25 protein-coding genes are annotated in these 24,987 nt (G+C 68.4%); 12 read left to right on the forward strand and 13 right to left on the reverse strand.

Features of this window, described 5'->3' with window-relative positions; genetic code table 11:
* Positions 1-213 precede the first annotated feature (213 nt).
* The 3 genes from ABZX92_RS35140 to ABZX92_RS35150 form a co-directional block, all read right to left on the reverse strand.
* On the reverse strand, positions 214-747 hold the full coding sequence (locus ABZX92_RS35140; protein ID WP_355569207.1) for a hypothetical protein: 534 nt from the start codon (positions 745-747) through the stop codon (positions 214-216).
* On the reverse strand, positions 744-1,052 hold the full coding sequence (locus tag ABZX92_RS35145) for a hypothetical protein (protein ID WP_355569210.1): 309 nt from the start codon (positions 1,050-1,052) through the stop codon (positions 744-746). The genes ABZX92_RS35140 and ABZX92_RS35145 overlap by 4 nt, the downstream gene beginning before the upstream one ends.
* Positions 1,053-1,133: 81 nt before the next feature.
* Positions 1,134-2,486, reverse strand: coding sequence for an alpha-amylase family protein (locus ABZX92_RS35150; RefSeq protein ID WP_355569212.1), 1,353 nt, complete (start codon positions 2,484-2,486; stop codon positions 1,134-1,136).
* Positions 2,487-2,536: 50 nt separating this feature from the next.
* Between ABZX92_RS35150 and ABZX92_RS35155 the strand changes: the two genes are divergently transcribed.
* The 8 genes from ABZX92_RS35155 (at position 2,537) to ABZX92_RS35190 (ending at position 10,871) form a co-directional block, all read left to right on the forward strand.
* Positions 2,537-3,034, forward strand: a complete 498-nt coding sequence (locus ABZX92_RS35155) for a GNAT family protein (protein WP_355569215.1) — start codon at positions 2,537-2,539, stop codon at positions 3,032-3,034.
* A 32-nt stretch (positions 3,035-3,066) separates the two neighbouring features.
* On the forward strand, positions 3,067-5,115 hold the full coding sequence (thrS, locus tag ABZX92_RS35160) for a threonine--tRNA ligase (RefSeq protein ID WP_355569218.1): 2,049 nt from the start codon (positions 3,067-3,069) through the stop codon (positions 5,113-5,115).
* Positions 5,116-5,186: 71 nt separating this feature from the next.
* Entirely contained in the window at positions 5,187-5,660 is a 474-nt protein-coding gene (locus tag ABZX92_RS35165; protein ID WP_355569221.1) for an HIT domain-containing protein, read from the forward strand.
* Positions 5,661-6,056: 396 nt separating this feature from the next.
* Positions 6,057-6,896 carry a helix-turn-helix transcriptional regulator gene (locus tag ABZX92_RS35170; RefSeq protein ID WP_355569224.1) on the forward strand — a complete coding sequence of 280 codons (840 nt, stop codon included), beginning with the start codon at positions 6,057-6,059 and terminating at the stop codon, positions 6,894-6,896.
* A gap of 385 nt (positions 6,897-7,281) precedes the next feature.
* Positions 7,282-7,884 carry a phosphatidylinositol phosphate synthase gene (pgsA, locus tag ABZX92_RS35175; protein ID WP_355569227.1) on the forward strand — a complete coding sequence of 201 codons (603 nt, stop codon included), beginning with the start codon at positions 7,282-7,284 and terminating at the stop codon, positions 7,882-7,884.
* Complete coding sequence (locus ABZX92_RS35180) at positions 7,881-8,783, forward strand: phosphatidylinositol mannoside acyltransferase (protein ID WP_355569230.1); 903 nt, start codon at positions 7,881-7,883, stop codon at positions 8,781-8,783. Before pgsA ends, ABZX92_RS35180 begins: the two co-directional genes overlap by 4 nt.
* Positions 8,780-9,892 carry a glycosyltransferase family 4 protein gene (locus tag ABZX92_RS35185; RefSeq protein ID WP_355569233.1) on the forward strand — a complete coding sequence of 371 codons (1,113 nt, stop codon included), beginning with the start codon at positions 8,780-8,782 and terminating at the stop codon, positions 9,890-9,892. Before ABZX92_RS35180 ends, ABZX92_RS35185 begins: the two co-directional genes overlap by 4 nt.
* A gap of 31 nt (positions 9,893-9,923) precedes the next feature.
* Positions 9,924-10,871 carry an NUDIX domain-containing protein gene (locus tag ABZX92_RS35190; protein WP_355569236.1) on the forward strand — a complete coding sequence of 316 codons (948 nt, stop codon included), beginning with the start codon at positions 9,924-9,926 and terminating at the stop codon, positions 10,869-10,871.
* An 86-nt stretch (positions 10,872-10,957) separates the two neighbouring features.
* Here the strand turns inward: ABZX92_RS35190 and ABZX92_RS35195 are convergent, their stop codons facing one another.
* From ABZX92_RS35195 to ABZX92_RS35220, 6 genes are all read right to left on the reverse strand, one after another.
* Positions 10,958-11,185 carry a sigma factor-like helix-turn-helix DNA-binding protein gene (locus ABZX92_RS35195; RefSeq protein ID WP_355569239.1) on the reverse strand — a complete coding sequence of 76 codons (228 nt, stop codon included), beginning with the start codon at positions 11,183-11,185 and terminating at the stop codon, positions 10,958-10,960.
* The gene (locus ABZX92_RS35200; protein ID WP_355569242.1) at positions 11,182-12,123 is read right to left on the reverse strand and encodes a hypothetical protein; all 942 of its coding nucleotides are present in this window, start codon (positions 12,121-12,123) and stop codon (positions 11,182-11,184) included. The genes ABZX92_RS35195 and ABZX92_RS35200 overlap by 4 nt, the downstream gene beginning before the upstream one ends.
* 216 nt (positions 12,124-12,339) lie before the next feature.
* Positions 12,340-13,332 carry a TIGR03842 family LLM class F420-dependent oxidoreductase gene (locus ABZX92_RS35205; RefSeq protein ID WP_355569244.1) on the reverse strand — a complete coding sequence of 331 codons (993 nt, stop codon included), beginning with the start codon at positions 13,330-13,332 and terminating at the stop codon, positions 12,340-12,342.
* A 14-nt stretch (positions 13,333-13,346) separates the two neighbouring features.
* On the reverse strand, positions 13,347-14,732 hold the full coding sequence (hydA, locus tag ABZX92_RS35210; protein WP_355569247.1) for a dihydropyrimidinase: 1,386 nt from the start codon (positions 14,730-14,732) through the stop codon (positions 13,347-13,349).
* The gene (locus ABZX92_RS35215) at positions 14,729-15,571 is read right to left on the reverse strand and encodes a nitrilase-related carbon-nitrogen hydrolase (protein WP_355569249.1); all 843 of its coding nucleotides are present in this window, start codon (positions 15,569-15,571) and stop codon (positions 14,729-14,731) included. The genes hydA and ABZX92_RS35215 overlap by 4 nt, the downstream gene beginning before the upstream one ends.
* Positions 15,568-17,076 carry an NCS1 family nucleobase:cation symporter-1 gene (locus ABZX92_RS35220; protein ID WP_355569252.1) on the reverse strand — a complete coding sequence of 503 codons (1,509 nt, stop codon included), beginning with the start codon at positions 17,074-17,076 and terminating at the stop codon, positions 15,568-15,570. Before ABZX92_RS35220 ends, ABZX92_RS35215 begins: the two co-directional genes overlap by 4 nt.
* A gap of 144 nt (positions 17,077-17,220) precedes the next feature.
* Between ABZX92_RS35220 and ABZX92_RS35225 the strand changes: the two genes are divergently transcribed.
* Positions 17,221-17,922, forward strand: coding sequence for a hypothetical protein (locus ABZX92_RS35225; protein ID WP_355569255.1), 702 nt, complete (start codon positions 17,221-17,223; stop codon positions 17,920-17,922).
* Here ABZX92_RS35225 and ABZX92_RS35230 read toward each other — a convergent pair.
* Genes ABZX92_RS35230 through ABZX92_RS35240 form a run of 3 tightly spaced genes read right to left on the reverse strand, consistent with a single transcriptional unit; the run spans position 17,903 to position 19,832 of the window.
* On the reverse strand, positions 17,903-18,406 hold the full coding sequence (locus tag ABZX92_RS35230) for a hypothetical protein (protein WP_355569257.1): 504 nt from the start codon (positions 18,404-18,406) through the stop codon (positions 17,903-17,905). The two genes, ABZX92_RS35225 and ABZX92_RS35230, sit on opposite strands and share 20 nt — an antisense overlap.
* Before the next feature lie 51 nt (positions 18,407-18,457).
* On the reverse strand, positions 18,458-19,066 hold the full coding sequence (locus tag ABZX92_RS35235) for a class I SAM-dependent methyltransferase (protein WP_355569260.1): 609 nt from the start codon (positions 19,064-19,066) through the stop codon (positions 18,458-18,460).
* 58 nt (positions 19,067-19,124) lie between these two features.
* A complete protein-coding gene (locus ABZX92_RS35240) occupies positions 19,125-19,832 on the reverse strand; it encodes a MerR family transcriptional regulator (protein WP_355569263.1) in 708 nt (235 codons plus the stop codon).
* A 127-nt stretch (positions 19,833-19,959) separates the two neighbouring features.
* On the opposite strand from ABZX92_RS35240, the gene ABZX92_RS35245 reads away from it, so the two are divergent.
* Positions 19,960-20,403 carry a hypothetical protein gene (locus ABZX92_RS35245; protein ID WP_355569266.1) on the forward strand — a complete coding sequence of 148 codons (444 nt, stop codon included), beginning with the start codon at positions 19,960-19,962 and terminating at the stop codon, positions 20,401-20,403.
* Between the two features lie 31 nt (positions 20,404-20,434).
* On the opposite strand, the gene ABZX92_RS35250 is transcribed toward ABZX92_RS35245, so the two are convergent.
* Complete coding sequence (locus ABZX92_RS35250; RefSeq protein WP_355569268.1) at positions 20,435-22,027, reverse strand: PucR family transcriptional regulator ligand-binding domain-containing protein; 1,593 nt, start codon at positions 22,025-22,027, stop codon at positions 20,435-20,437.
* 108 nt (positions 22,028-22,135) lie between these two features.
* Here ABZX92_RS35250 and ABZX92_RS35255 point away from each other — a divergent pair, with 108 nt between their 5' ends.
* Positions 22,136-23,419 (forward strand): aspartate aminotransferase family protein, encoded by a 1,284-nt coding sequence (locus ABZX92_RS35255; RefSeq protein ID WP_355569273.1) that lies wholly within the window; start codon positions 22,136-22,138, stop codon positions 23,417-23,419.
* Positions 23,416-24,897, forward strand: coding sequence for a CoA-acylating methylmalonate-semialdehyde dehydrogenase (locus tag ABZX92_RS35260; RefSeq protein ID WP_355569270.1), 1,482 nt, complete (start codon positions 23,416-23,418; stop codon positions 24,895-24,897). The genes ABZX92_RS35255 and ABZX92_RS35260 overlap by 4 nt, the downstream gene beginning before the upstream one ends.
* The last annotated feature ends 90 nt before the right edge of the window (positions 24,898-24,987 follow it).

Below are 24,987 nucleotides of genomic sequence, written 5' to 3' on the forward strand. Positions count from 1 at the left end.
GCCCGCAACAAGCATCGCAGTAGCTCTCACGATGAAGGGAACCTTCATCCACCTGACGTGGATGAAGGTTCCCTTCATCGAGCTGGGCGGAACGCACGCCAGCCACCGAACGAGGGGGACTAATACGGCTTCGGCGTGCGTTCCTGGCTTTGGGGAGCGCACGACTCACACCGTCGGGGACTCGGGTTCTGCGTGAGTCGTGCGCTCGGTCGGTCACCGCTGTGAGCGGTCGCCGCGGTCGTTGAACGGACCGCGCTGCTCGAAGCGGTCACCCCCGCGGTCACCGCGGTCGGGTCCGCGGTCACCACGCTCGTACATGCGGACGTGTCCGGGTCCGCGGTGGTCGAAGCGGTTGGCCGCGATCGCTCCCACGATGCCGCCGCCGAGGACGAGTCCCAGCAGGCCCACGGCCACCAGCTGGGTGGCCCGGTGCCCGGCGAACCGCCTCGCGCGGCCAGGCCGGGCGGGGGCGACCGGAGCGGCCACCGGGGGCGGTGCCGGTGCTTCTGCCGCCGTCGCCGCCGGCTGTTCCGGCGCGGGCTGTCCGGGGGCGGGCGGCGCTGGGGTCGTCGGTGGCGCTGTCGCCGCCGGCTGCTCCGGCGCGGGCTGCTGACCAGGCGTGGCCGGTGCGTCGGCGGGCAGCGGGGTCGTCGCCTGGTCCGGTGCAGGCCGGGCTGCCTGCGGATCGCTCTGTGGCCCATCACGGGGCGGCTCCTGCGGAGGAGGCGCCTGTCCCTGCTCGCTCATGTGTTCAACGATGCGCCGTTCGGCTGAGCTGAGCCTGACAGCCACCTGTTCGTTTCCTGAAGCCGGTTCTGCGCGGAGTTCAGGATCGGCCGCGAGGCGGTGAAGATGTGCCGCTGATCAGCGTAGGTGGCGCCGAAGAGATCCGGATCCAGGTCGCCCGACCACACGAAGTGCAAGGTCGTGCGCGTGCCGTCGCGAGCGTCCCGGCGAGCGTAGTGGTCGCGCAGGTCGGCGTACAGCAGGCGCAGTTCGGCCCGGTTGGACTCGGTCAGGTGGACCGGGCATTCGATGACGAGGTCGTGCATCGGAGCTCCTAACGGCGGGCCGGGCCAACAGCGTGCTCGCCCGGCCCACCCGGACGCATCCGAAAAACCACCTACATGCGTCTACGTATGAATCGCGAACGAGGAGTGTGGTTGCACGACGAACGTGAACCACCCGGACGAGCCAACGGTCGTGCACCCGCCGAAGCCGGACACGTCGCAGTAGGTCCCGGCCGGCATCGACGTCTGGAACGACCTGCCGGAAACGGCCTGGTCCGAGTCGTTGACGACCACGTAACCGCGGTCGCCCCGGCCGAACGCGATCACGTCGTTCCCGTCGTCCCACCAGAGTGTGACGCCCGTACCGCGCGTCGCGTTCCGGAATCCGACCATTCCTTCGAACTGCCGGTGCTCGCACAGCCAAGTCGATCCACAGGAGACGTCCATGATGCGTCCGTTGGCGTCTTGTGGCGGGCCCTGGTCGTTGGACGAGTACGCGTAGCCGGACATCAACGCGGGCGTTCCGTAGGGCCACGCGAGCATGAACGTGTTCGCGGTCGTGTACCGGCGTCCATCCCGATAGGACAGGGTCGAGCCGTCGCGTTGCGTGTCGTGGTTGTCCACGAACACCACGGCCTGCGAGGACGGCAGGTAGCCCCAGCCCTCGCCGTAGTTCTTCAGGTAGGCGAGCTTCTCGTTGTTGAAGACCCGCTTGAGGTCTCGCGCGTAACGGAACTCGTGGACGTCGCCGTTGCCCGTGTACTCACCAGGCCCGATGGGTTCGCCATTGCCGTAGATGACCTCTTGCACGATGTACGGCGAGCGTGTCAGCCGCGATTTGATGGCCGCGATGTCCGCCGCCGGCATGTGCTTCGAGGCGTCCAGCCGGAACCCGTCGACGCCGAGCGACAGCAGGTCGTTCAGGTACGCGGCGATCTTGTCGCGCACGTAGGTGGTGTCCGTGGCCAGATCCGCGAGGTTCACGAGCTCGCAGTTCTGGACCTCCCACCGGTCGCCGTAGTTGACGATGTCGTCGTTGCCGTTGCGTCCGCAGTGGTGGAAGTCCCACGACGCGTACGTGCCGGGGTGGTCGTAGTGCGTGTACGGCGACCCGGCCCAGCCCGTGCCACTGCCGCCGGTCGTGTGGTTGATCACCGCGTCGACCAGCACCTTCACCCCCGCGTTGTGGCACGCGGTGACCATCGAGGCGAACTCGGCGCGTGTCCCCAGCCGTGACTCGATCTTGTACGAGACCGGCTGGTACTGCGTCCACCACTGCGGGCCCGTCACGTGCTCCTGCGGCGGCGAGACCTGCACGTAGCCGTAGTTCGCGAGCCGCGGGCACTCGGCGGCGACGGACCGCCAGTTCCACTCGAAGAGCTGAACTATCACGTCTCGGGGGCCTGCAGGAGCCGCCGAGACCACAGGCGCGGAGAGCGCGCCCAGCACCATTGCCAGGACCAACAGTAACCGCATCGCGTCACGCTAAGCAGAAACCACTTGCGAGCACCAGGTTCGATAGAACCATGCAACTCGTACCCTTCCGCAAGGAGTTCGCTCCGGCGATGCTCGCAGGCGGCCCGCACAACGACGAGGTCAACCGCCTCACCGGGACGCACAAGGCCGGGACGTTCACCTTGGAGAAGATCGAGGCGTACATCGAACGCGTCCTGAACGACCCGGACCGCTACGCCCGCGCCATCACCGTGGACGGGAAGTACCTCGGCGAGGTCATGCTGACCATAAACGAGGACAACAGGTCCGCGGGCTTCCGGATCGCGCTGTGGGACGGCTTCGGCCAGGGCTACGGCACCGCCGCGATCGAGCACGTCCTCGACTACGCGTTCAACGAGCGCGGCCTCCACCGGGTGGACCTGGAGGTGTACGAGTTCAACGAACGGGCGATCCACGTCTACAAGAAGTGCGGCTTCCGCGAGGAGGGCCGTCTGCGCGACGCCTTGCTCTGGGACGGCGAGTTCCACGACGCGATCGTCATGTCGGTTTTGAGCACCGATAACATCTGATCCGCAAACCCATCTTCTCTCTAGGAGTCATCGTGTCCGAGTCGCGCCCAGCAGTCGCCCAGAACCCGCCGCGCGTGGTGGTTCCGGCTGGGACGACGGCGGGCACGGCCGTGCGCGAGGCCGGTCTTCCCGGCAAGGGCTCCGACGCGATCGTCGTCGTGAAGGACGCCGAGGGCCACCTGCGCGACCTGTCGTGGACCCCGCAGGTCGACGTCGAGGTCGAGGCCGTCGCCGCGGACACCGAGGACGGCCGCAGCGTCATCCGCCACTCCGCCGCGCACGTGCTGGCGCAGGCGGTGCAGCAGCAGTTCCCCGAGGCCAAGCTCGGCATCGGCCCGCCCGTGAAGGACGGCTTCTACTACGACTTCCAGGTCTCCAAGCCGTTCACCCCCGAGGACCTGCAGGCGCTGGAGAAGCGCATGAAGCAGATCATCAAGGGCTCGCAGCGGTTCTCCCGTCGCGTGGTCGAGTCGGTCGACGCGGCCAAGCAGGAGCTGGCGAAGGAGCCGTTCAAACTGGAGCTCGTCGACATCAAGAGCGACGTCGACACCAGCGAGGTCATGGAGGTCGGCGGCGGCGAGCTGACGATCTACGACAACCTCGACCCGCGCACCGGCGAGCAGGTGTGGGGCGACCTGTGCCGCGGCCCGCACGTGCCGACCACCAAGCACATCCCGGCGTTCAAGCTGACCCGCGTCGCCGCGGCGTATTGGCGGGGCAACGAGAACAACCCGCAGCTGCAGCGCATCTACGGCACCGCGTGGGAGTCGCAGGAGGCGCAGGACGCGTACCTGGAGCGGCTGGCCGAGGCCGAGCGCCGCGACCACCGCAAGCTCGGTGTGGAACTGGACCTGTTCTCGTTCCCGGACGAGATCGGTTCCGGTCTCGCGGTGTTCCACCCCAAGGGCGGCATCATTCGCAAGGCCATGGAGGACTACTCCCGGCAGCGGCACACCGAGGCCGGCTACGAGTTCGTGTACTCGCCGCACATCACCAAGGGGAACCTGTTCGAGGTCTCCGGTCACCTGGACTGGTACAAGGACGGCATGTACCCGGCGATGCACCTCGACGCCGAGTTGAACGAGGACGGCACCGTTCGCAAGCCCGGCCAGGACTACTACCTCAAGCCGATGAACTGCCCGTTCCACGACCTGATCTTCAAGTCGCGCGGGCGTTCGTACCGCGAGCTGCCGCTGCGCATGTTCGAGTTCGGCTCGGTGTACCGGTACGAGAAGTCCGGCGTGGTGCACGGCCTGACCCGAGTGCGCGGCATGACGCAGGACGACGCGCACATCTTCTGCACCAAGGACCAGATCCGCGACGAGCTGAAGTCGCTGCTCACGTTCGTGCTGGACCTGCTGCGCGACTACGGCCTGGACGACTTCTACCTGGAGCTCTCGACCAAGAACCCCGAGAAGTACGTGGGTGCGGACGAGATCTGGGAGGAGGCGACCGAGACGTTGGCGTCGGTGGCCCGCGAGTCCGGCCTGGAGCTCGTGCCGGATCCCGGTGGCGCCGCGTTCTACGGCCCGAAGATCTCGGTGCAGTGCCGGGACGCGCTGGGCCGCACCTGGCAGATGTCGACGATCCAGCTCGACTTCAACCTGCCGGAACGGTTCGAGCTGGAGTACACCGGGCCCGATGGCTCGCGCGTGCGCCCGGTCATGATCCACCGCGCCCTGTTCGGGTCGGTGGAGCGCTTCTTCGGCGTGATGACCGAGCACTACGCGGGCGCGTTCCCGGCGTGGCTCGCTCCGGTGCAGGTCGTGGGTATCCCGGTGACCAGCGACAACGCCGACCACCTGTTCGCACTGCGCGAGGTTCTCCGGAAGAAGGGGATCCGGGTCGACGTCGACGCCTCGGACGACCGCATGCAGAAGAAGATCCGCAACCACACCATGCAGAAGGTGCCGTTCATGCTCCTGGCCGGCGCCAAGGACGTGGAGGCCAACGCGGTGTCGTTCCGGTTCCGCGACGGCACGCAGATCAACGGTGTACCGGTCGAGCGGGCCGTCGAGCAGATCGTCGACTGGGTGCAGCGCCGGGAGAACGCGTCGCCCACGGCGGAACTTCTCTCGTGACGACTGAGTTTTCCGAACAGGACGGTGTCGGGGTCCACGACGCATTGCAGCGTTTGTGGACCCCGCACCGCATGTCTTATGTGAAGGGTGAGGGCAAGGCACTCGGTGATGAACCCGAGGGCTGTCCGTTCTGCCGCGTTGTCGAGCTGGACGACTCGGCGGGGCTGATCATCGCGCGAGGTGCCGAGGTCTTCGCGGTTTTGAACCTTTACCCGTACAACCCCGGTCATCTGATGGTGCTGCCGTATCGGCACGTGCCGGACTACACGGATCTCTCACTCTCCGAGACCGCGGAGTTCGCCGCGTTCACGCAGAAGGCGATGCGGGTGGCGCGGCACGTGGCGGCGCCGCACGGGTTCAACGTCGGTATGAACCAGGGTGTCGTCGCGGGTGCCGGGATCGCCGCACATCTGCACCAGCACGTGGTGCCGCGATGGGGTGGCGACGCGAACTTCATGCCGGTCATCGGGCATACGAAGGTGTTGCCGCAGCTGCTCGGGGAGACCCGTGACCTGCTGGCGGAGGGCTGGAAGGCCGTCGGCTGAAGCTGCTCGGGGAGACCCGTGACCTGCTGGCGGAGGGCTGGAAGGCCGTCGGCTGAGCCGGTCGGCCCCGGTTCGTGCGGTATTGGTTTGTTCTCATTGACTAAACACTGCGTTTAGCCGGCCAGAGCCGTGTGATTGAAATCCGTACGAATTCGTGGACAAAAGAGTGACAAAAACCACCCACGTTGTCCTGACCGGACAATCCGGGTGGTTTCCACGTGGCGCGGAATAGGTTGATTACAACTTTCGGGTGTTTCTGGTCAGCCGATCGAGACGAATCGCCAGCACAAAGCGATTCCAGGTAGGTGAGATCACCCACCTGGAGGTGTCAACTGCGAGTCAAGTCCCCGCCGATGGCCGATCGTCTCCACGTGCACAGATGGTTACGGTGCGAACATGACCGCACCTGAGCGTTCGCGATTAGCGAGAGAACGGCTTTCGCGTGAGTTACGCCGGTTGCGCACCGAGGCGAAGATGACCGGCACGGCCACCGCCCGTGCCACCGGGATGAGCCAGTCCAAGCTGTCGAAGATCGAGAACGGCATGCTGCTCCCGTCCGTCACCGACGTGGAGCGTCTTGTCGCGGAACTGGCCGCGGCAAGGGAGACGCGCATCGAACTGGTCGAACTCGCCAGGTCGCTGCACGCGGAGGCGGAGACCCGCCGCGTCGTGCTGCACCGAGGAGCGCACCGCCACCAGCAGACGATCACCCGCGTGGAGGCACGGGCGGCGACATCGAGGTTCTTCCAGGTCAACCTGGTGCCCTCGCTGCTGCAGTCCGAGTCCTACCTGCGGATCGTGCTGGGGACGATGCCGCAGTCGGAGCAGGAGGCCGCGGTGGCCGCCCTGCGCATCCGGCGTGCCCGGATGGACGACCTGGCCAAGCAGTTCGTGTTCCTGATGTCCGAGGGGGCGCTGCGCTGGCGGATGGGTTCGGCGGACCTGATGGCGGAACAGGTGGAGCACCTGGCCGCGATCCAGCGCCGCCCGAACGTCCGCCTGGGCGTCGTCCCGTGGTCGGCCGACGCGAACGTGGTCGCCCTGCACGGTTTCCACATCTACGACGAGCGCGTGGTCACGGTCAGCGTGCTCACCGGCAACGCCACCATCACCGACCCGCTGGACGTGCGCGAGTACCTCGGCCTGTTCAGCCGGCTGGAGCGGCTGGCGGTGCGGGGCGAGGAGCTGCAGGCGTTGTTGAAGCGGATCGCCGAGGACCACCGGCGGCTCAGCTAGGCGGTTGCTTCCAAGGCATTGGCTCTGTTGGCGTCCGCAAGTACCGCCAACTCTTGATCAAATCGCCGCTGACCACACCCAACCGGCCCTGGAACCGGCCGTCGCCGACGCCGCGTGGCGCGGCCGGCCCGGCTTGCGTCTTGGAGAGTCATGGCAGGAGAGCGTTCCCGGTGAGCAAGATGCCCGGTATGCACGGTCTTCCTGGTGGATGAAGGGAACCTTCATCCACTTCGGGTGGAGGAAGGTTCCCTTCATGGACGTGGGCCGGGACCGCCTGTGCGCGGTGCCGCCGATCACCGAGAGGCGCTCGCAGGCAGCTTTCCCGCCGGTGCTCCCTCACCCGCGAGCAGTGCGTTTCACCAGTCCAGCTAGGCTGCGACACGCCATGCTGAACATCTTCGCTCGCGCGTCCGTCTCGCGCGTCACCGATCCGATCGGGGCGTGGCTGCTCGCGCGTGGCCTCACGCCCAACGTCGTCACCGTGGTCGGCACGGCCGGTGCCGTGGCCAGCGCGCTGTGGTTCATCCCCCGCGGGCAGCTGTTCCTCGGCTGCGCGCTGGTGACGTTCTTCGTGCTGCTCGACCTGATCGACGGGGCCATGGCCCGCGCGCAGGGGCCCACGAAGTTCGGTGCCGTGCTCGACGCCACCTGCGACCGGATCGCGGACGGGGCGCTGTTCGCGGCGCTCACCTGGTACGCGTTCAGCGAGGGCAACCGGTGGACCGCCGCGGCCGGGTTCATCTGCCTGGTCGCCTCGCAGGTCATCTCGTACGTCAAGGCGCGCGCCGAAGCGTCCGGGCTGAGTGCGGACGGCGGACTGGCCGAGCGGGCCGAGCGGTTCATCGTCGCGCTGGTCGGGGCCGGGGTGCAGGGGCTCGGCGTGCCGCACCTCATGGACATCTCCTTGTGGCTGCTGGCGGTCATGACGGTGGCGACGGTGCTGCAGCGGGTCCTCGCGGTCGCGAAGTCCGCGCGGGAGGCCGCGTGAACCTCGCGACGCTCGGGTACACGGCCGGGTGGCGGCTGATCCGTCTCCTGCCGGAGAAGTGGGCTCGGGCGCTGTTCAACGCGGGTGCCGACTACGCGGCTCGACGCGGGGGAGCGGGCGTCGCGCAGCTGCGCACGAACCTGCGCCGGGTCGTGCCGCAAGCGGGTGAGGAAGAGCTCGACGAGCTCGTGCGGGACTCGTTGCGGTCGTACGCGCGCTACTGGTGCGAGGCTTTCCGGCTGCCGTCGATGGATCTGCGCGCGGCCTACGAGAAGTGCAACTCGCAGGTCTCCGGCGTGGAGAACCTCGACGCGGCCCTGAAGAACGGCACCGGCGCGGTCGTCGCGCTCCCGCACAGCGGCAACTGGGACATGGCGGGCGTCTGGCTCGTGGGCCACTCGGGCACGTTCACGACGGTCGCGGAACGGCTCAAGCCCGAGTCGCTGTACCGGAAGTTCGTGGAGTTTCGCGAGACGCTCGGCTTCGAGGTGCTGCCGTTGAACGGCGGCGACCGTCCACCTGCGACAGTGCTGACCGAACGGTTGCGCGCCAACAAGGTCGTGTGCCTGCTGGCCGACCGCGACCTGACGTCGTCCGGTGTGCCCGTGACGTTCTTCGGTGAGCAGACCCTGATGCCCGCCGGCCCCGCGCACCTGGCCGCGACGACCGGTGCCGCGCTGATGCCGGTCGGCTGCTGGTTCACCGAGGACGGCTGGCACTTCCGCATCCACCCGCAGATCAAGGTGAGCACCGTGCAGGCCGCCACGCAGGCGATCGCCGACGTGTTCGCCGCCGACATCGCGGCCCACCCGGCCGACTGGCACATGCTGCAGCAGCTCTGGCTCGCCGACCTGCCGGAAAGCCGGCGCGCCGCACTGGCCAGGAGGCTTTCGCGGTGAAGGTAGGCATCGTCTGCCCGTACTCCTTCGACGTGCCAGGGGGAGTGCAGGCCCACGTCGTCGACCTCGCCCGTGCCCTGATCTCGCTCGGCCACACCGTGAACGTGCTCGCGCCCGCGGACGACGACAACGAGCTGCCGGACTTCGTGACGTCCGCCGGCCGCGCGGTCGGCATCCCGTACAACGGCTCGGTGGCCCGGCTGTCCTTCGGTCCAGTCTCGTACGCGCGGGTCCGCCGGTGGATCGACGAGCACCAGTTCGACGTCCTGCACCTGCACGAGCCCACCGCGCCGTCGCTGTCGATGCTGGCCCTGATGGTCGCGGACGGCCCGATCGTCGCCACCTTCCACACCTCGACGCCGCGCTCCAAGATGCTGTCGGCGTTCCAGGGCGTGCTGCAGCCGTTCCTGGAGAAGGTCACGGCCCGCATCGCCGTCTCCGCACTGGCCCGCCGCGTCCAGGTCGAGCACCTCGGCGGCGACGCGGTCGAGATCCCGAACGGCGTCGACGTCGACTTCTTCGCCTCGGCGTCCACTTTGGACGGTTACCCCCGCCCCGGCGGCACGATCGGTTTCGTCGGCCGCTACGACGAGCCGCGCAAGGGCATGCCCGTGTTGTGGGAGGCGTTCGGCCTGATCGCGGACGAGTTCCCGGACCTGCGCCTGCTGGTCGTGGGCCGCGGCGAGAACACGTTCGACGGGCCTTTTTCCGACCGGGTGGACCTTCTGGGCCAGGTGGACGACCTGGACAAGGCCCGGATGCTGCGTTCGGTCGACGTCTACGTGGCGCCGAACACCGGCGGCGAGTCCTTCGGCATCATCCTGACCGAGGCGATGTCCGCCGGCACCGCCGTGGTGGCTTCGGACCTCGACGCGTTCCGCCGCGTGCTGGACGACGGCAAGGCGGGCGCGCTCTTCCCGGTGGGCGACGCCGCCGCGCTCGCCGACGCACTGCGTTCGGTGTTGCGGGACAGCGCTTTGCGGGCCGAGTACGTCGATCTGGGCTCCCAGCGCGTCCAGGCCTTCGACTGGTCCGTCGTCGCGAGCCAGGTCCTGCGCGTGTACGAAACGGCCATCGCCGCCGACCCGCGCCGGGTGAGCGAGGCATGACCGCTGTGCCCGATGCCGGGGTGAGCCGCCCATGACCACCGCGCTCGTCGTAGTTGTCGTCACGCTCCTGCTGGCCGCCTGGATCCTCGCCATCGCGAACCGCCTGGACCGCCTGCACGTCCGCACCGACGCCGCCTGGGCAGCCCTCGACGCGGCACTGGCCCGCCGCGCCGTGGTGACCCGCGCCCTGCTGGACCCGGCGCTGTCCGCCGCTGCTTCTCGTGCTGAATCGGCGTCGCGTGCTGAGCGGGAACTGGCCGAGAACGAGCTCTCCGGCCTGCTGGGCGCCCTGGACCGCACGTCCGTGGCTCCGGCCCTGGCTTTCGAACTGGCCGACGCAGAGGAACGCGTCGTGCTGGCCCGCCGCGTCCACAACGACGCCGTGCGCGACACCCTCGTGCAACGCCGCCGCCGCATCGTCAGGTGGCTGCGACTGTCCGGCACCGCACCCCAGCCGTCGTACTTCGAGATCGCCGAGCCGGCGGCGCCCTCGGACGCCGTCATGCTCACCCCGCGTCCGTCCGCCCGCGTGCTGCTGACCGACGCGTCCGGTCGCGTGCTGCTCTTCCAGGGCTTCGACCCGGCCCGCCCCCAGGAGCTCTTCTGGTTCACCGTCGGCGGCGGTGTCGAGGACGGCGAGGAACTCCGCGACGCGGCCGTGCGCGAGGCCTTCGAGGAGACCGGCCTGAAGCTCACGCCCGAGCAGCTGACCGGCCCGGTCTGGCGCCGCCGCGTTGTCTTCAGCTTCGACGGCCAGACGTTCGACGCGGAGGAGTGGTTCTTCCACGCCCGTGTCGACGGGCTGGAGGTGGACACCTCGGGTTTCAACGACGTCGAGGAGACCAGCATCTCCGGTTACCGCTGGTGGAGCGCGGAGGAGCTGGCCTCAGCGGAGGACACCGTGTACCCGGTTCAGCTGGCCGAACTCCTGCCGGCGCTCACCTCGGACTGGGACGGCCGGACCCGGCTGGTCCGCTGACGGCCGGCGCGTCGAGCCCCACCAGGCCAACACCCTGTCCAGCCGCTCGCCGGTCATCGCAGCCGCCTCTCGTTGGCGCGAGCAGTTCACGAGGGACCGGAAGCGGCCCAACCGGCTTGTTCCTGGTGGGAGAGCAGGGCGCGCACGGCATCGAGCGCGTGGTGCTGGATGACGCGCACGCTCGCCGGGGAGATGCCCAGCGCCAGTGCCGTCTGCTCGGCGGACAACCGGTACACGATTCTGAGTCTCAGCACCTCGCGTTGCTCCGCGGACAGTGATTCGAGCAACTGCGTGGTGGTGTGGTCGGTGGTCATGAGGCACGTCCGGTGGACGCGGCCGTGTCGGCGTCGATGCGCTCGGCCAGCTCCCACGCGCCCGCGCGAGTGCGTGCGTGTGAGGCGAGGCGGCGGATGCGGTCGCGCACCCGTGCCGACCCGACGGCACCCGCTGATGACAGGGCTCGCAGGCCGGTGTCCACCCCGTTGCCGAGATCGCCCTCGACCAGGTGGCTGGTCGACAGCAGGACGAGGCTGAGCGTGCGGCTCCTGGCCATTCCGTCGTCGTAACCCTCGATCGCGGTGGTGAGCAGGGGAATGGCCGTGCGCGCGTGCCGTCCGCCGACGGTGAGCGCGAGATCGGTGTGGACGGCGCCGGCCATCGCGGACAGGTCGTTCTCGGTGAAGAACCTCGCCCAGTCGGGCGCGTTGGCGTGATCGCCGGCCGCGAACTGCTCCCTGCCCCGCGCGAGCAGGTCGCTCGCGCTGTCCGCGGAACCCTTCTTGGCCCACACCCACGCCGAGTTCACGGACAGGATGCTCGCCGCGATCTCGTCGCCCGACCGCATCGCCGCGAGTTGTCCGAGCTCGAAGCGGGTCAGCGCTTCGTCGAGGTCGTCCTGGTGCAGGAAGAGACGGCCCAGCCGGTAGCAGATGTTGGCGACGAGTCCGTCGTGCCGGGCGAGCGCGGCCAGTGTCAGCGCGTGACTGAAGTGGGCCTGTGCGCTCACGGGCATACCGGCGTCGAAGCACACCCAGCCGGCGAGGTTGCGCAGGTCGGCGAGCACCACGTAGAGGCGCCGCCGCGTCTCCTCCGTGTTGCGGGCGCCCAGCAGCCGGGTGCTCTCCCGCACCAGGATGCGCAGGTCACCGAGGCACGGCTCGCCGCCGCGGAGGTAGTCCACCGCGCGCAACGCGCGAGTGCCGGTTTCCAGGCGTGCGATGTCGGGAGGTCCGACCGGTCGGAGTGCGGACATGGCGGCTCTCCTGAACTGGTTCGAGGAGTGAGCACCGCCGGGGTCCGGAGCGGTAGTGTGCGGCGGCCTGGCGAACCAGGCGTGTGACCCAGCGTAATCCTGCGCGCGAACGGGTGCCGCCGCTGACTGGACGAAGATCAGGAATCCCGTGTTCGGCGTTTGCCCGAACACGGGACTGCCGGTCGACTGGCCACCTGCGCCGGCGTGGCGCGCGTTCTAGACTGCCGGGATGATCGAGGCGCCGTAAGCGTCGCGCGTCTTGTCCTTCTCGTCGTGCATCAAGTACAACGCGAAGTTGTCGACGCCGATCTCCTTGAGTTCCTGCAGTCGCTCGATGTGCGCGGACTCCGGGCCCACCAGGCAGAAGCGGTCGACGATCGCGTCCGGCACGAAGTCGGTCGACCTGTTGCCCGCCTTGCCGTGGTGGGAGTAGTCGTAGCCCTCGCGGTCCTTGATGTAGTCGGTCAAAGCCTTGGGGACCACGCCGGAATCCCCGTACCGCGCAACGAGGTCCGCCACGTGGTTGCCGACCATGCCGCCGAACCACCGCAACTGATCCCGCTGATGGGAGAGATCGGTTCCGACGTAGGCGGGTGCTGCCACGCACATCGTGATGGCCGACGGGTCGCGGCCGGCGGCAGCGGCTGCTTCCCGGACGGAGCCGATGGTCCAGCGGGCGATGTCCGGGTCGGCGGTCTGCAGGATGAAGCCGTCGGCCTGCTCGCCGACCATCTTCAGTGCCTTGGGACCGTAGGCGGCCATCCACATTTCGAGCTTTCCGTTGCGCACCCACGGGATCTGCACCGCTGTGCCGTGGTGCTCGACGGAACGGCCTTCGGCCAGCTCCTTGATCACGTGCATGGCCTCGCCCAGCGTGGCCAGGGAGGCCGGTTTCTGGCCGATCACGCGGCGGGCCGAGTCACCCCGGCCGATGCCGCAGACCGTGCGGTTGCCGAACATGTCGTTCAGCGTCGCGAACAGTGATGCCGTCACCGACCAGTCGCGTGTGGACGGATTGGTGACCATCGGGCCGATGACCAGGTCGCGGGTGGCAGCCAGGACCTGGGAGTAGATGACGAACGGCTCCTGCCACAGCACGCAGGAGTCGAACGTCCAGCCGTAGCGGAAGCCGCAGTCCTCGGCGGCGCGGAGGCCTTCCACCACGTCCCGCGCTGGCGGGTCGGTCTGCAGCACGATGCCGAAGTCCACGGAAACGCCCTTCTCTACACGAGGTACTGGTTGAGCTCGCGGGACACGAAACGGCCGTGGCCCGTCGAGCCGTGGTAGGCGCCGTCGGCGATCACCTTGCGGCCACGTGAGAACACGGTGTCCACCTTGCCGGTGAGGTCGAAGCCCTCGTAGGCCGAGTAGTCCACGGCCATGTGATGGGTCTCGGCGGAGATGGTCTGGCCGGCCACCGGGTCGTAGATCACGACGTCGGCGTCGGCGCCCGGTGCGATCACGCCCTTGCGCGGGTACATGCCGAACATGCGGGCCGGGGTCGTGGCGACGATCTCGACCCAGCGTTCGCGGGTGATCTCGCCCTTCACGACCCCTTGGTGCAGCAGGTCGACGCGGTGTTCGACGCCGGGCATGCCGTTGGGGATCTTGGAGAAGTCACCGACGCCCAGCTGTTTCTGGTCCTTGAAGCAGAACGGGCAGTGGTCGGTGCTCACGACCGAGAGGTCATTGGTCCTGAGCCCGCGCCACAGCGACGACTGGTGTTCCTTGGGGCGCAGCGGAGGCGACGCCACGTACTTGGCGCCTTCGAAGCCCGGCCGTGCCAAGTCCTCCAGGGACAGGTACAAGTACTGCGGGCACGTCTCGGCGAACACGTTCTGGCCCGTGTCACGCGCAGCCGTCACCGCGTCGAGTGCTTGCGCCGCAGACAAGTGCACGATGTACAACGGAGAACCGGTCACCTTCGCGAGCTGGATGGCGCGCGAGGTGGCCTCGCCCTCCAGCTCCGGCGGCCGGGTCAGGCCGTGCTGCACCGGGTCGCCGAGGCCGTTCGCCAGCGCCTGCGCGACGAGCTGGTCGATCGCGATGCCGTTCTCGGCGTGCATCATGATCGTGGCACCGGTCTCGCGGGCCTTCTGCATGGCGCGCAGGATCTCGCCGTCCGTGGCGTAGAAGACGCCGGGGTAGGCCATGAACATCTTGAAGCTGTTCACACCGGCCGCGATGCACGACTCCATCTCCTTCAACGACTGGTCGTTGACGTCGGAGACGATCATGTGGAAGCCGTAGTCGATCGCGCAGTTGCCGTCGGCCTTGGTGTGCCACTTGTCCAGAGTGGACAGCAGCGAGGAACCCTTGGGCTGCACCGCGAAGTCGACGATCGTGGTCGTGCCGCCCCACGCCGCCGCGGTCGTGCCGGTCTCGAACGTGTCGGCGGACTGGGTGCCACCGAACGGCATCTCCATGTGCGTGTGCACGTCGATGCCGCCCGGAATCACGTACTTCCCGGCCGCGTCGATCACTTCGTCGGCCTGCACCTCGAAACCCGGCGTGACCAGAGCGGCGATGTGCTCGCCCTCGATCAGCACGTCGGCCGCGTGCGAGCCGGTCGCGTTGATGACCAGACCGTTGCGGATGAGGGTGCTCACGGCGTCACCAGGCCCTCGTAGGTGTCCGGGCGGCGGTCGCGGTAGAACGCCCACGTGTCGCGGACCTCGGTCAGCAGGTCGAGATCGAGGTCGCGGACGACGAGCTCTTCCTCGGTGTCCGAAGCGGCCTCACCGACGAGCTGGCCGCGCGGCGACACGAAGTACGTCTGGCCGTAGAACTCGTTGTCGCCCAACGGTTCCACGCCCACGCGGTTGATCGCGCCGACGAAGTACTCGTTCGCGACGGCCGCGGCGGGCTGCTCCAGCCTCCACAGGTACTCGCTCAGCGAACGGGAAGTCGCCGACGGGTTGAACACGATCTTCGCACCCGCGAGCCCGAGAGCGCGCCAGCCCTCCGGGAAATGGCGTTCGTAGCAGATGTAGACGCCGATCCGGCCGACCGCGGTGTCGAACGTGGGGTAACCGAGGTTGCCCGGCTTGAAGTAGAACTTCTCCCAGAAGCCCTTGACCTGCGGGATGTGGTTCTTGCGGTACTTGCCCAGGTACGTGCCGTCGGCGTCGATCACGGCGGCGGTGTTGTAGTAGACGCCCGGCTGCTCGACCTCGTACATCGGCACGATCAGCACGATGTTGTGCTGTGCCGCGATCTGGCACATCAGCTCCGTGGTGGGGCCGTCGGGGATCGACTCGGTGTACGAGTAGAAGTCCGCGTCCTGCACCTGGCAGAAGTACGGTCCGTAGAAGAGCTCCTGGAGACACAACACCTGCGCGCCCTGGGAAGCGGCGCTGCGGATGTGCTCGACCGCGTTCGCGATCATCGACTCCTTGTCGCCCGTCCACTTCTGCTGGACGAGCGCCGCCCGGATGATGTTGCTCACCTGGTCGTCTCCTTTGCCGTGTTGTCCTTGAGAGCAAGGAAAACCAGGAAACCGGCCGCGAAACCGATCACCCAGTTGTAGTCGTAGAGCGGCTTGAGGAACGGAATCAAGCCATCGGCCGGAAACGGTCCACCGTAGGCGCCGCCGACCGCGAGCACGGAGCCCACGAGCGTGGCCAGGACAGCCCGCCAGTTCCAGCCGCCGTTGAACCAGTACGCGCCCCGGCCGTCCAGGTAGAGGTCGGCCAGCTCCAGCCGGGTCTTCTTGATCACCCAGTACCCGGCGACGAACACGCCGGCCACCGACGCCAGCAGGCCGCCGTAGAACCCGAGCCACGCGAAGATGTAGATGCTCGGGTCGGAGATCAGCCGCCACGGCTGGATCAGGATGCCGACCACACCGGTGATCAGGCCGCCGATCGCGAACGTGATGCGCTTGGGGAACGCGTTCGAGAAGTCGTACGAGGGGCTCACGACGTTGGCCGCGAGGTTCGCCGAGATCGTCGCCAGCACCAGCGACATCAGCGCGATGAGCACCAGGATCGTGCTGTCGAACCGGCTGGCCAGATCCGCCGGGTCCCAGATCGCCTTGCCGTAGATGGCCTGCGCGCCGGACGTCGTCAGGATCGCGACGATCGCGATGAACGACATCGTGGTCGGCAGACCGAGGATCTGTCCCGTGACCTGTTTCTTCTGACTTCCACCGAACCGCGTGAAGTCGGGCATGTTCAAGGACAGCGTCGACCAGAACGCGATCATGCCCATCAGCGACGGGAAGAAGACCTTCCAGAAGTCCGGCCCCCAGCCGAGAGTGCTGCCCTGGTGCAGGATCGGCCCGAACCCGCCCGCCTTCACCAGCACGTAGCCCAGCAGGATCAGGAACCCGACGCTGACGAGCGGCGCCGTCCAGTTCTCGAACCGCCGGATCGCGTCCATGCCGCGCCAGATCACCAGCATCTGCACGACCCAGAACCCGAAGAAGCACAGCCACAACGTCCACGGCTGACCGCCCACGACGGAGGCGTTGCTCCACCCGTCGCCGGCCAGCCGCCCGATGATCACGTGCAGCGCCTTGCCGCCGACCCACGTCTGGATGCCGAACCAGGCGCACGCGATGAACGCTCGCAGCAGCGCGACCAGGTTCGCCCCGCGGATGCCGTAGAACGCGCGGGCGAACACCGGGAACGGGATGCCGTACTTCGTGCCCGCGTGACTGTTGAGCAGCATCGGGACGAGCACGATCAGGTTGCCCAGGGTGATCGTGAGGAACGCCTGCACCCAGTCCATGCCGAGGGCGATCAACGACGCCGCGAGCGTGTAGCTGGGGATGTTGTGCGCCATGCCCATCCACAGCGCGAAGAAGTTGTACGTCGTCCACGTCCGCTGCTCGATCGGCACCGGCGCGAGCTCGGGGTTGAAGAACCTGCTGTCCTCGATGGGACCTGTGTCGCTCAGTTCGACGCGGCCGTCAGGTGTGACCTGGGGCGGTGAGGACTCGACTGCCATCGTTCAACCCCCTGTTACGCTGCTGAAACACGCCGAACGCGGTCGGTTTCCATGCCGGAATCCTGGGTGCGCCGCTGCACGTCTGGCAGTGTCAAAGTGTCCACGCTTGTCATGATCGCCGCACATTGTGTTCCACTGGTTCGTATGGGGATCTCACGGCGAGCCGTGGTGCTGGGCGGCGCGGGCCTGGTGGGAGCAGCGGGGATATTCGGCGCGACGACTCCACGCGGGCGTCGCCTGCTCGGATGGACCGGGCCGGACGGCGTGGTGCCGGACGTGCCACCTGTACCCGTTCAGCCGATGCCCTGGGGCGCCTGGATGGGCACCGACGGGCCGACCGTGCTCGTGCTGCACGGTCGCGGCGGCAGCGTTCAGTGGTGGCAGGAACTCGGGCTGCCGCAGTTCCTCAACGGCGCGAAGTTCCGGTGTGCCGTGATCAACGGTGGCGACGACTACTGGGTGAACCTCGTTCCGCCGGTGCCGTTCGACGCCGCGCTGGGCGTGTCGATGGGCGGGTTCGGGGTGCTGGACCTCGCGTCGAGGCAGTCGCTCAAAGCCGTCGCGGCGATCAGTCCGGCGTTGTTCCCGACCTGGGAGGATGCCGAGCGGATCGACGGGTTCGTGTCGCGTGACGTGTGGGAGCGCCACGAACCGTTGCGGCACATGGACAGCATCAGGTCACCGGTGGGCGTCTGGTGCGGGCAGGAAGATCCGTTCCACGACTCTGCGCAGGAGCTGGCGAACGAGGTCGGCGCGGCCGGCTCGTTCGACCACGGCGCGCACGACGGCGGCTACTGGCGGCGGGTGCTGCCGGACGCGGTGCGGTTCATCGAGTCCCGGCTTTGAGGCGCACCACGGCCGTGCCCGCGCGACGGTCGTGCCACGTGCGGGTGCCGCGCAGATCCAGGGACTCCACGGCCGACAACACGAGCAGCACGAGCCCGCCCACCAGTAGAAGAGAGGCGAGCCACCCCGCCGAGCCCACGCCCACGTGCTCGCCGATCACGACCCACGGCTGCTGCCAGCCGAGGCCTGCCATCAGCGCCGGTTCCCGCCAGCCCAGACCGGTCAGCACGAGCACCGCGCCCGCGCCGGGCAGCGCGGTCGTGATGAGCGTGCGAGCCAGTACCCGGCTGAGGCCGAGGCCGGACGCGGGACCCACGACCCGCAGCCCCACAAGAGCCTTGCCGAGGGTGTTCCAGCGCAGCAGCAGAGCGTCGTAGAAAACCGCGCAGAGCACGAGCAGCACGGGTTCGTGGACCAACGGCCACGCCACGACCAGCACCAGGAGCCAGTCGAGCAGGCGGGCGATCAGCCGACGAACGAGCATGATTCACGCTATTCGGCAGAACTCCGTCATAAGTGGCCAGTTCATGGCCAGTTAACGTCCGAACTCGGCGACCCACCTGGGACCGTCGCGCCTGACCGAGCGCATGGCCAGGCCGTCGGTCGCGAACGCCTCGATCTCGGACGGCGTGAGCGGCCACGGCGGGCCGTCGGGGACCGGGCCCTCGTCGCGGGCCACGGCGAGCACGAGCAGCGTCGATCCGGTCAGCCACGCGACGCGTTCGGTGGCTTGGGCGTGCAACGGGACGGGAAGCGCCTGCACCGTCATGTTCTCCACGACGAGGTCGAAGGCGTGGTGCCACTCCGCGGGCGGGTCGAGCAGATCGGCCACGACGTACGAGACCTTCGAGTCCGGGTAGCGCGCCTGAACCGCCGCGATCCCGGTGGGGGAGATGTCGAAGGCGGTCACGTCGAACCCCAGCGAGGCCAGGAACTCCGAGTCGCGGCCGTAGCCACAGCCGACGACCAGGGCGCTGCGGCCCGCGGCATCGGCACCGGAGGCCCACTCGACGAGGTGTTGTTGCGGATGGGGCTGATCCCACGGGACGGAAGCCGTGCCGGCGTCGGCCTCCGCGTAGAGATCTTCGAACCAGCCGGTCGGGTTGGCGGCTTGCAGTCGGCGGGTGTCGTCGTCAGCGGACATGACCCACTTCTACCGACTCCACGCCGAACTCACCCGCTCATTTGCCGATTCGGCACCATCACCGGGCGGCGCGCGCCTGACCGATGTAGTCGACCAGGCCGTCGTCCGCCAGCCAGCCGATCTGCGAGCTGATCGCGGGCTTGTTCTCGTTCCACGACCGCTGCGCCGCGGCCTGGATCGCGGGGTCGCCGCCGGTGAACTCGGCACCCAGCGCGTCCCACTGCCGCGACAGCTCGACGACGCGCGGGTCCGTCGGTGGAGTGCCGTCGGCCAGGTGCTGCCGGATCTGCTTGACCAGCTCCAGCCAGGAGGCCTTCAGCGCCTCCACGGCCTCCGGGCCCATCGACGCGGCGCGGGAACGCATGTCGTTGAGCTGGTCTGCGGTGAAGTAGCTCTCGTACACGGACATCATCTCCAAAGTGGACAGAAGGGATTCGGTGGTGTGACCGTCGAGCAACGCGGCGATCCGCGACCGCAGCGCGTCGACCTGTCGCACCTGCGTCGTCAACGCGGCCAGCTGGGCCTCGAAGATCGGCCGCAGCGAGTCCGAACGGGACAGTGCCGAGCGGACCTCCTCCAGTGAGAGGCCGAGCTGGCGCAGCGATCTCACCTGATAGAGGCGACGAACGTCCTCCGGTGTGTACCGACGGTGACCGGACGTCGTGCGCTCGGATGCGCTCACGAGTCCGATCTCGTCGTAGTGGTACAGCGTGCGGACGGTCAGTCCGCTCGCTTTGGCCAGGTCACCGATGCTCCAGCGGGTCACCTGGCAACCGTAGGACCTCCCGCCGCGGGAGGTTCAAGTCCTCAACACCCGATCGAGCGGATTAATTCGCGAACCGAATCGGCCGATGAATACGAAGATCGGTCCCCAAACCAGATTGAGGAAAACTGTGTCTCGTTCCGGACTGCTTCGTGCCGCCGCTCTGCTCGCCGCCGGTGCGGCCCCGCTGCTCGCGGGCTCGGCCAACGCCGTTGAGGCTCTCCCGTCGCTGCCCGGCGTGCCCGAGGTCGGCGCGGACAAGATCGTCTCTGACGCCAGCCTGCCCGCCAACCCGCTCGAGTCGGCCGGCGCGCTGAAGCTCGGCCATGTCACCACGCCGGTCACGCCCGACGGCAAGGCCCCGGCTGTTCCGGCCGCCGCGCAGGAGCGCACCGTGACCAACCCGATCGCGCCCGAGCTCGGCACCCTCCCGTCGCTGCCGAACGCCGAGGCCCTCGCGAGCGGTGCGCACGTCGGCGGCCTGAAGGCCCCGAGCCTGTCCGACCTGCCGACCAACGGCGTCGTGCCGAACCCGAACGTGCTGTCGGGCACCCTGCCGACGATCAACGGCTGAATCGCACGCTGAAAATGGGCCCGTGCACGACTCACGGGCCCATTTCGTGCACTAAAAGCGCGACGTAGAGGGAGAGCACGGACTCCGGGTCTTCCAACGAGACGCCCAGGACCTGCTCGATGCGGTTCAGCTGCTGGTAGTAGGCCGTGCGAGAGAGATGCGCGGCCGAAGCAGCAGCTGACTTGTTGCCGCCGTTCTCGCACAGGCACCGCAGCAGCTCCACCAGCCGTGAGCCCTGGGCGTTGTCCCGTGCCAGCAACGGCCCCAGCTCACGGTCCGCGAACGCCCGCACCCGCTCGTCCTCGCGCAGCAGGTGCAGCAGACCGCGCAGCCGCACGTCGTCCAACCGGTGGTAGAGCTGGGATCCCGGCGCCCGCAACGCCGCTCCGGCCACGTGTGCGGCCTCGCCCAGCGACCGGCGAACGTCCGATGTGGACATCACGGTCGTGCCCACGGCGATCACCACGGTCGACGCCGCCGTGCGGTGGATCTCGCGCGCGACCTTGCGCAGCACCCCTTCCACACCAACGGTCATCGGCACCGACAGCAGCGCCCGCACCGAGGTGTCGTCCACGACGCCGACCAGCGCCGCGACCGTGACCCGTCGCCCGGCCAAGGCAGTCGCTTCGGCAAGATCACGCAGGACTTCTTGGGTGGCAAGCGTTTGCCCGTGCAGCACGGACACCGGCCGGACCGCCACCCCGATCAGCTGACGGCGTTCCAGCGGCACGCCCAGGGCCGCCGCTCGCGCACCCAAGTCCGGTGACTGCGGCGACTGGCCGAGCAGCTGGGCCAGCAGGGTCCGGTGCGTCTGGCGTTCCAGCGACTCCCGATCGCGCGCCACGAGCCGATGCACGGCCAACGCGGACGCAGCGCGCTCGGCGACCACCACGTGCCGGTGCGGCGGCGGCTCCGGTGACACGAGCACCAGCCGTCCCCAGTCCGCGCCACGGGCCCCGACGATGGTGATCAACCAGCCGGACGTCTGGTGGTACGCGGTCCGCTCGGTCACCGTGACCGCTCGCGAGCGCGCCGCCCAGTCGTCCAGCAACGTCACCGGGTCGTGCCCGGCCGCGTCGTAGGCCAGCACGTCGTGGCCGAGCGTCTCCAGCACGACCGGCAGACCGGACGTCCGCGCCACCTCGCGCAGCACCTCAGCGGGCTCGGCCCCGGCGACCGTCAGCGCGGTGAACGTCTCGTGCACCTGCTCCGCGGCCCGCAGCTCGGCCAGCTGGGCGTCCACGATCAGCCCGACGACCGCCTCGGTGACTGCCACGTACTTGGTCTCCTCGGACAGCGTGACCAGCGGTAACCCGTGCCGCTCCGCCTCCGTGACGAGCGCGGCCGGCACGTCGTCGCGCCACCGCCGGCCCAGCTCGACGACCAACCCGGCGCAACCCACCGCGGCCAGTTCCTCGACGTACCGGGCGAGGCCGGACTCGGGCAGCATCACGCCGGTCGTGAGCACCAGCTCGCCGCCGCGCAGCAGTGGCGCGATGTCTGCGATCTCCGCCACATGCACCCACCGCACGCGCCGCGACAGGCCGGCCGACCCGGCCACCAAACGCGGCTTACCCTGCCGGATCACCGGAAGAGCGACGACTTCGGCGACGGTCGGGTACATGGACACAACGTAATGCCAACCAGCCGATCCGGGTACAGGTTGTGCATGGCGGCCGACCGCCGGCCCCAGCAGACTCCGAAGGCAGGTGGAGACCCTCTGGAGGACGTGATGGCCCACAAGGAGCTGCTGGCACGACACCGCGCGGTGATGCCGAAGTGGCTGGCCCTCTACTACGACGAGCCCATCGAGATCGCGAGCGCCAGCGGGCGCCGGGTGATCGACCGCGAGGGCACGACCTACCTGGACTTCTTCGCGGGCATCCTGACCAACGCCATCGGCTACGACGTCGCGGAGATCAGCGACGCGATCCGCTCGCAGCTCGACACCGGTGTGCTGCACAGCTCCACGCTGTACCTGATCAAGAACCAGATCGAGCTCGCCGAGAAGGTCGCGGAGCTCAGCGGCATCCCGGACGCCAAGGTCTTCTTCACCAACTCCGGCACCGAGGCCAACGAGACCGCGCTGATGCTCGCCACCACGGCGCGGCGCAGCGAGCAGGTGCTGGCCCTGCGCAACAGCTACCACGGCCGGGCGTTCGCCACGATCGCCATCACGGGCAACCGCGGCTGGTCAGCCTCCGCGCTGTCGCCGATCAAGGTCAGCTGGGTGCACGGCGGCTACCGCTACCGGTCGCCGTTCAAGACCTTCTCGGACGCCGACTACATCAAGGCCTGTGTCGACGACCTGCGCGAGATCATCGAGACCACCACGTCCGGTGACGTCGCGTGCATGATCGCCGAGCCGATCCAGGGCGTCGGCGGCTTCACCTCGCCGCCCGACGGCCTGTTCCGCGCGTTCAAGGACGTCCTGGACGAGTACGGGATCCTGTTCATCTCCGACGAGGTGCAGACCGGCTGGGGCCGCACCGGCGAGCACTTCTGGGGCATCCAGGCACACGACGTGGTGCCGGACGCGATGACGTTCGCCAAGGGCCTCGGCAACGGCCTCGCGATCGGCGGCGTCGTGGCACGCGGCGACCTGATGGACACGATCAACGCCAACTCGATCTCCACGTTCGGCGGCAACCCGGTCTCCACGGCCGGCGCGCTGGCCACGGTGAACTACCTGCTCGACCACGACCTGCAGGCCAACGCGGCCAAGCTCGGCTCGCGGCTGCTCGGGGGGCTGCGAGAGATCGCCGAGAAGCACCCGGTGATCGGTGACGTGCGCGGCAAGGGGCTGATGGTCGGCGTCGAGTTCGTCGGGCCGGAGGGCGAGCCGAACCCCGGTGCGGCCGGTGTCGTCCTGGCCGAGGCGAAGGCGCGCGGGCTGCTCGTGGGCAAGGGCGGGTTGTACGGCAACGTGATCCGGCTGGCGCCTCCGATGACGCTGACCGAGGACGAGCTCGAAGAGGCGCTGGGGATCTTGGCACAGGCGGTGGAGCAGGCGTGATCAAACACTGGATCAACGGCAAGCACTGGGAAGACACGCCTTCGCGGACTGGTGACGTCTACGATCCGACGACCGGCAAGGTGGCGGCACAGGTAGCGTTCGCCTCGGTGTCCGAAGTGGACGCCGCGGTTTCCGCGGCCGCGGAAGCGTTTGCGTCGTGGCGCAACGCGTCGCTGGCCCAGCGCTCGACGGTGATGTTCAAGTTCCGCGAGCTGCTCAACGACCGCAAGGGCGAACTCGCGCAGATCGTCTCCGCCGAGCACGGCAAGGTCGTGTCGGACGCGGGCGGCGAGATCCAGCGGGCCCTCGAGTCGGTCGAGTACGCCTGCGGAATCCCGCAGCTGCTCAAGGGCGGGTTCAGCGAGAACGCCTCGACGCGCGTGGACGTCTACTCGATCCAGCAGCCTGTTGGGGTTGTCGGGGTGATCTCGCCGTTCAACTTCCCGGCGATGGTTCCCCTGTGGTTCGTGCCGACGGCGATCGCGTGCGGCAACTCGGTTGTTTTGAAGCCCTCGGAGAAGGACCCGTCGGCGTCGATCTTCATCGCCGAGCTGTTCGCCGAGGCCGGGCTGCCGGACGGCGTGCTGAACGTCGTGCACGGCGACAAGGTGGCTGTGGATCGGCTGCTGGAGCACCCGACGGTCAAGGCGATCTCGTTCGTCGGTTCCACGCCGATCGCTCGGTACGTCTACGAGACCGGTACGGCGCATGGGAAGCGTGTGCAGGCGTTGGGCGGCGCCAAGAACCACATGGTCGTGCTGCCCGACGCAGACCTGGACCTGGCTGCTGATGCCGCGGTGTCCGCCGGGTTCGGCTCGGCCGGCGAGCGGTGCATGGCGATCTCGGTGGTCGTGGCCGTGGGTTCCGTCGGCGACTCGTTGGTCGAGAAGATCAAGTCGCGGATCGCGGACGTCAAGGTCGGGTCCGGGGCGTCGTGCGAGATGGGGCCGTTGGTCACCGGCGTGCACCGGGACAAGGTCACGTCCTATTTGGACGCCGGTGTCGAGGCGGGCGCCGCGCTGGTCGTGGACGGGCGCGATCACCCGATCGACGGTGACGCTGATGGGTTCTGGCTCGGGCCCACGTTGTTCGACCACGTCGGCACGGACATGACGATCTACACCGACGAGATCTTCGGCCCGGTGCTGTCAGTCGTGCGGACCGAGTCGTACGACGAGGCCGTCGAGATGGTGAACAGCAACCGGTACGGGAACGGGACCGCGATCTTCACCAACGACGGTGGTGCCGCGCGCCGGTTCCAGAACGAGATCGAGGTCGGCATGGTCGGCGTGAACGTACCGATTCCCGTGCCGGTGGCCTATTACTCGTTCGGTGGCTGGAAGGAGTCGTTGTTCGGTGACGCGCACGCTTATGGCCCGCACGGCGTGCACTTCTTCACGCGCTCGAAGGTGGTCACCTCGCGGTGGCTCGACCCCTCACACGGTGGCGTGAACCTGGGCTTCCCCCAGAACACCTAGCAGTGCACCACACGCCGAACCCGAGCCTGCCCGGCGATACCCGGCGCAACACCGCGCTGACACCCGGCGAGCACCACACACACGAGCCCC

Source organism: Lentzea sp. NPDC006480 (assembly GCF_040611995.1).
Classification (GTDB): Bacteria; Actinomycetota; Actinomycetes; order Mycobacteriales; family Pseudonocardiaceae; genus Lentzea.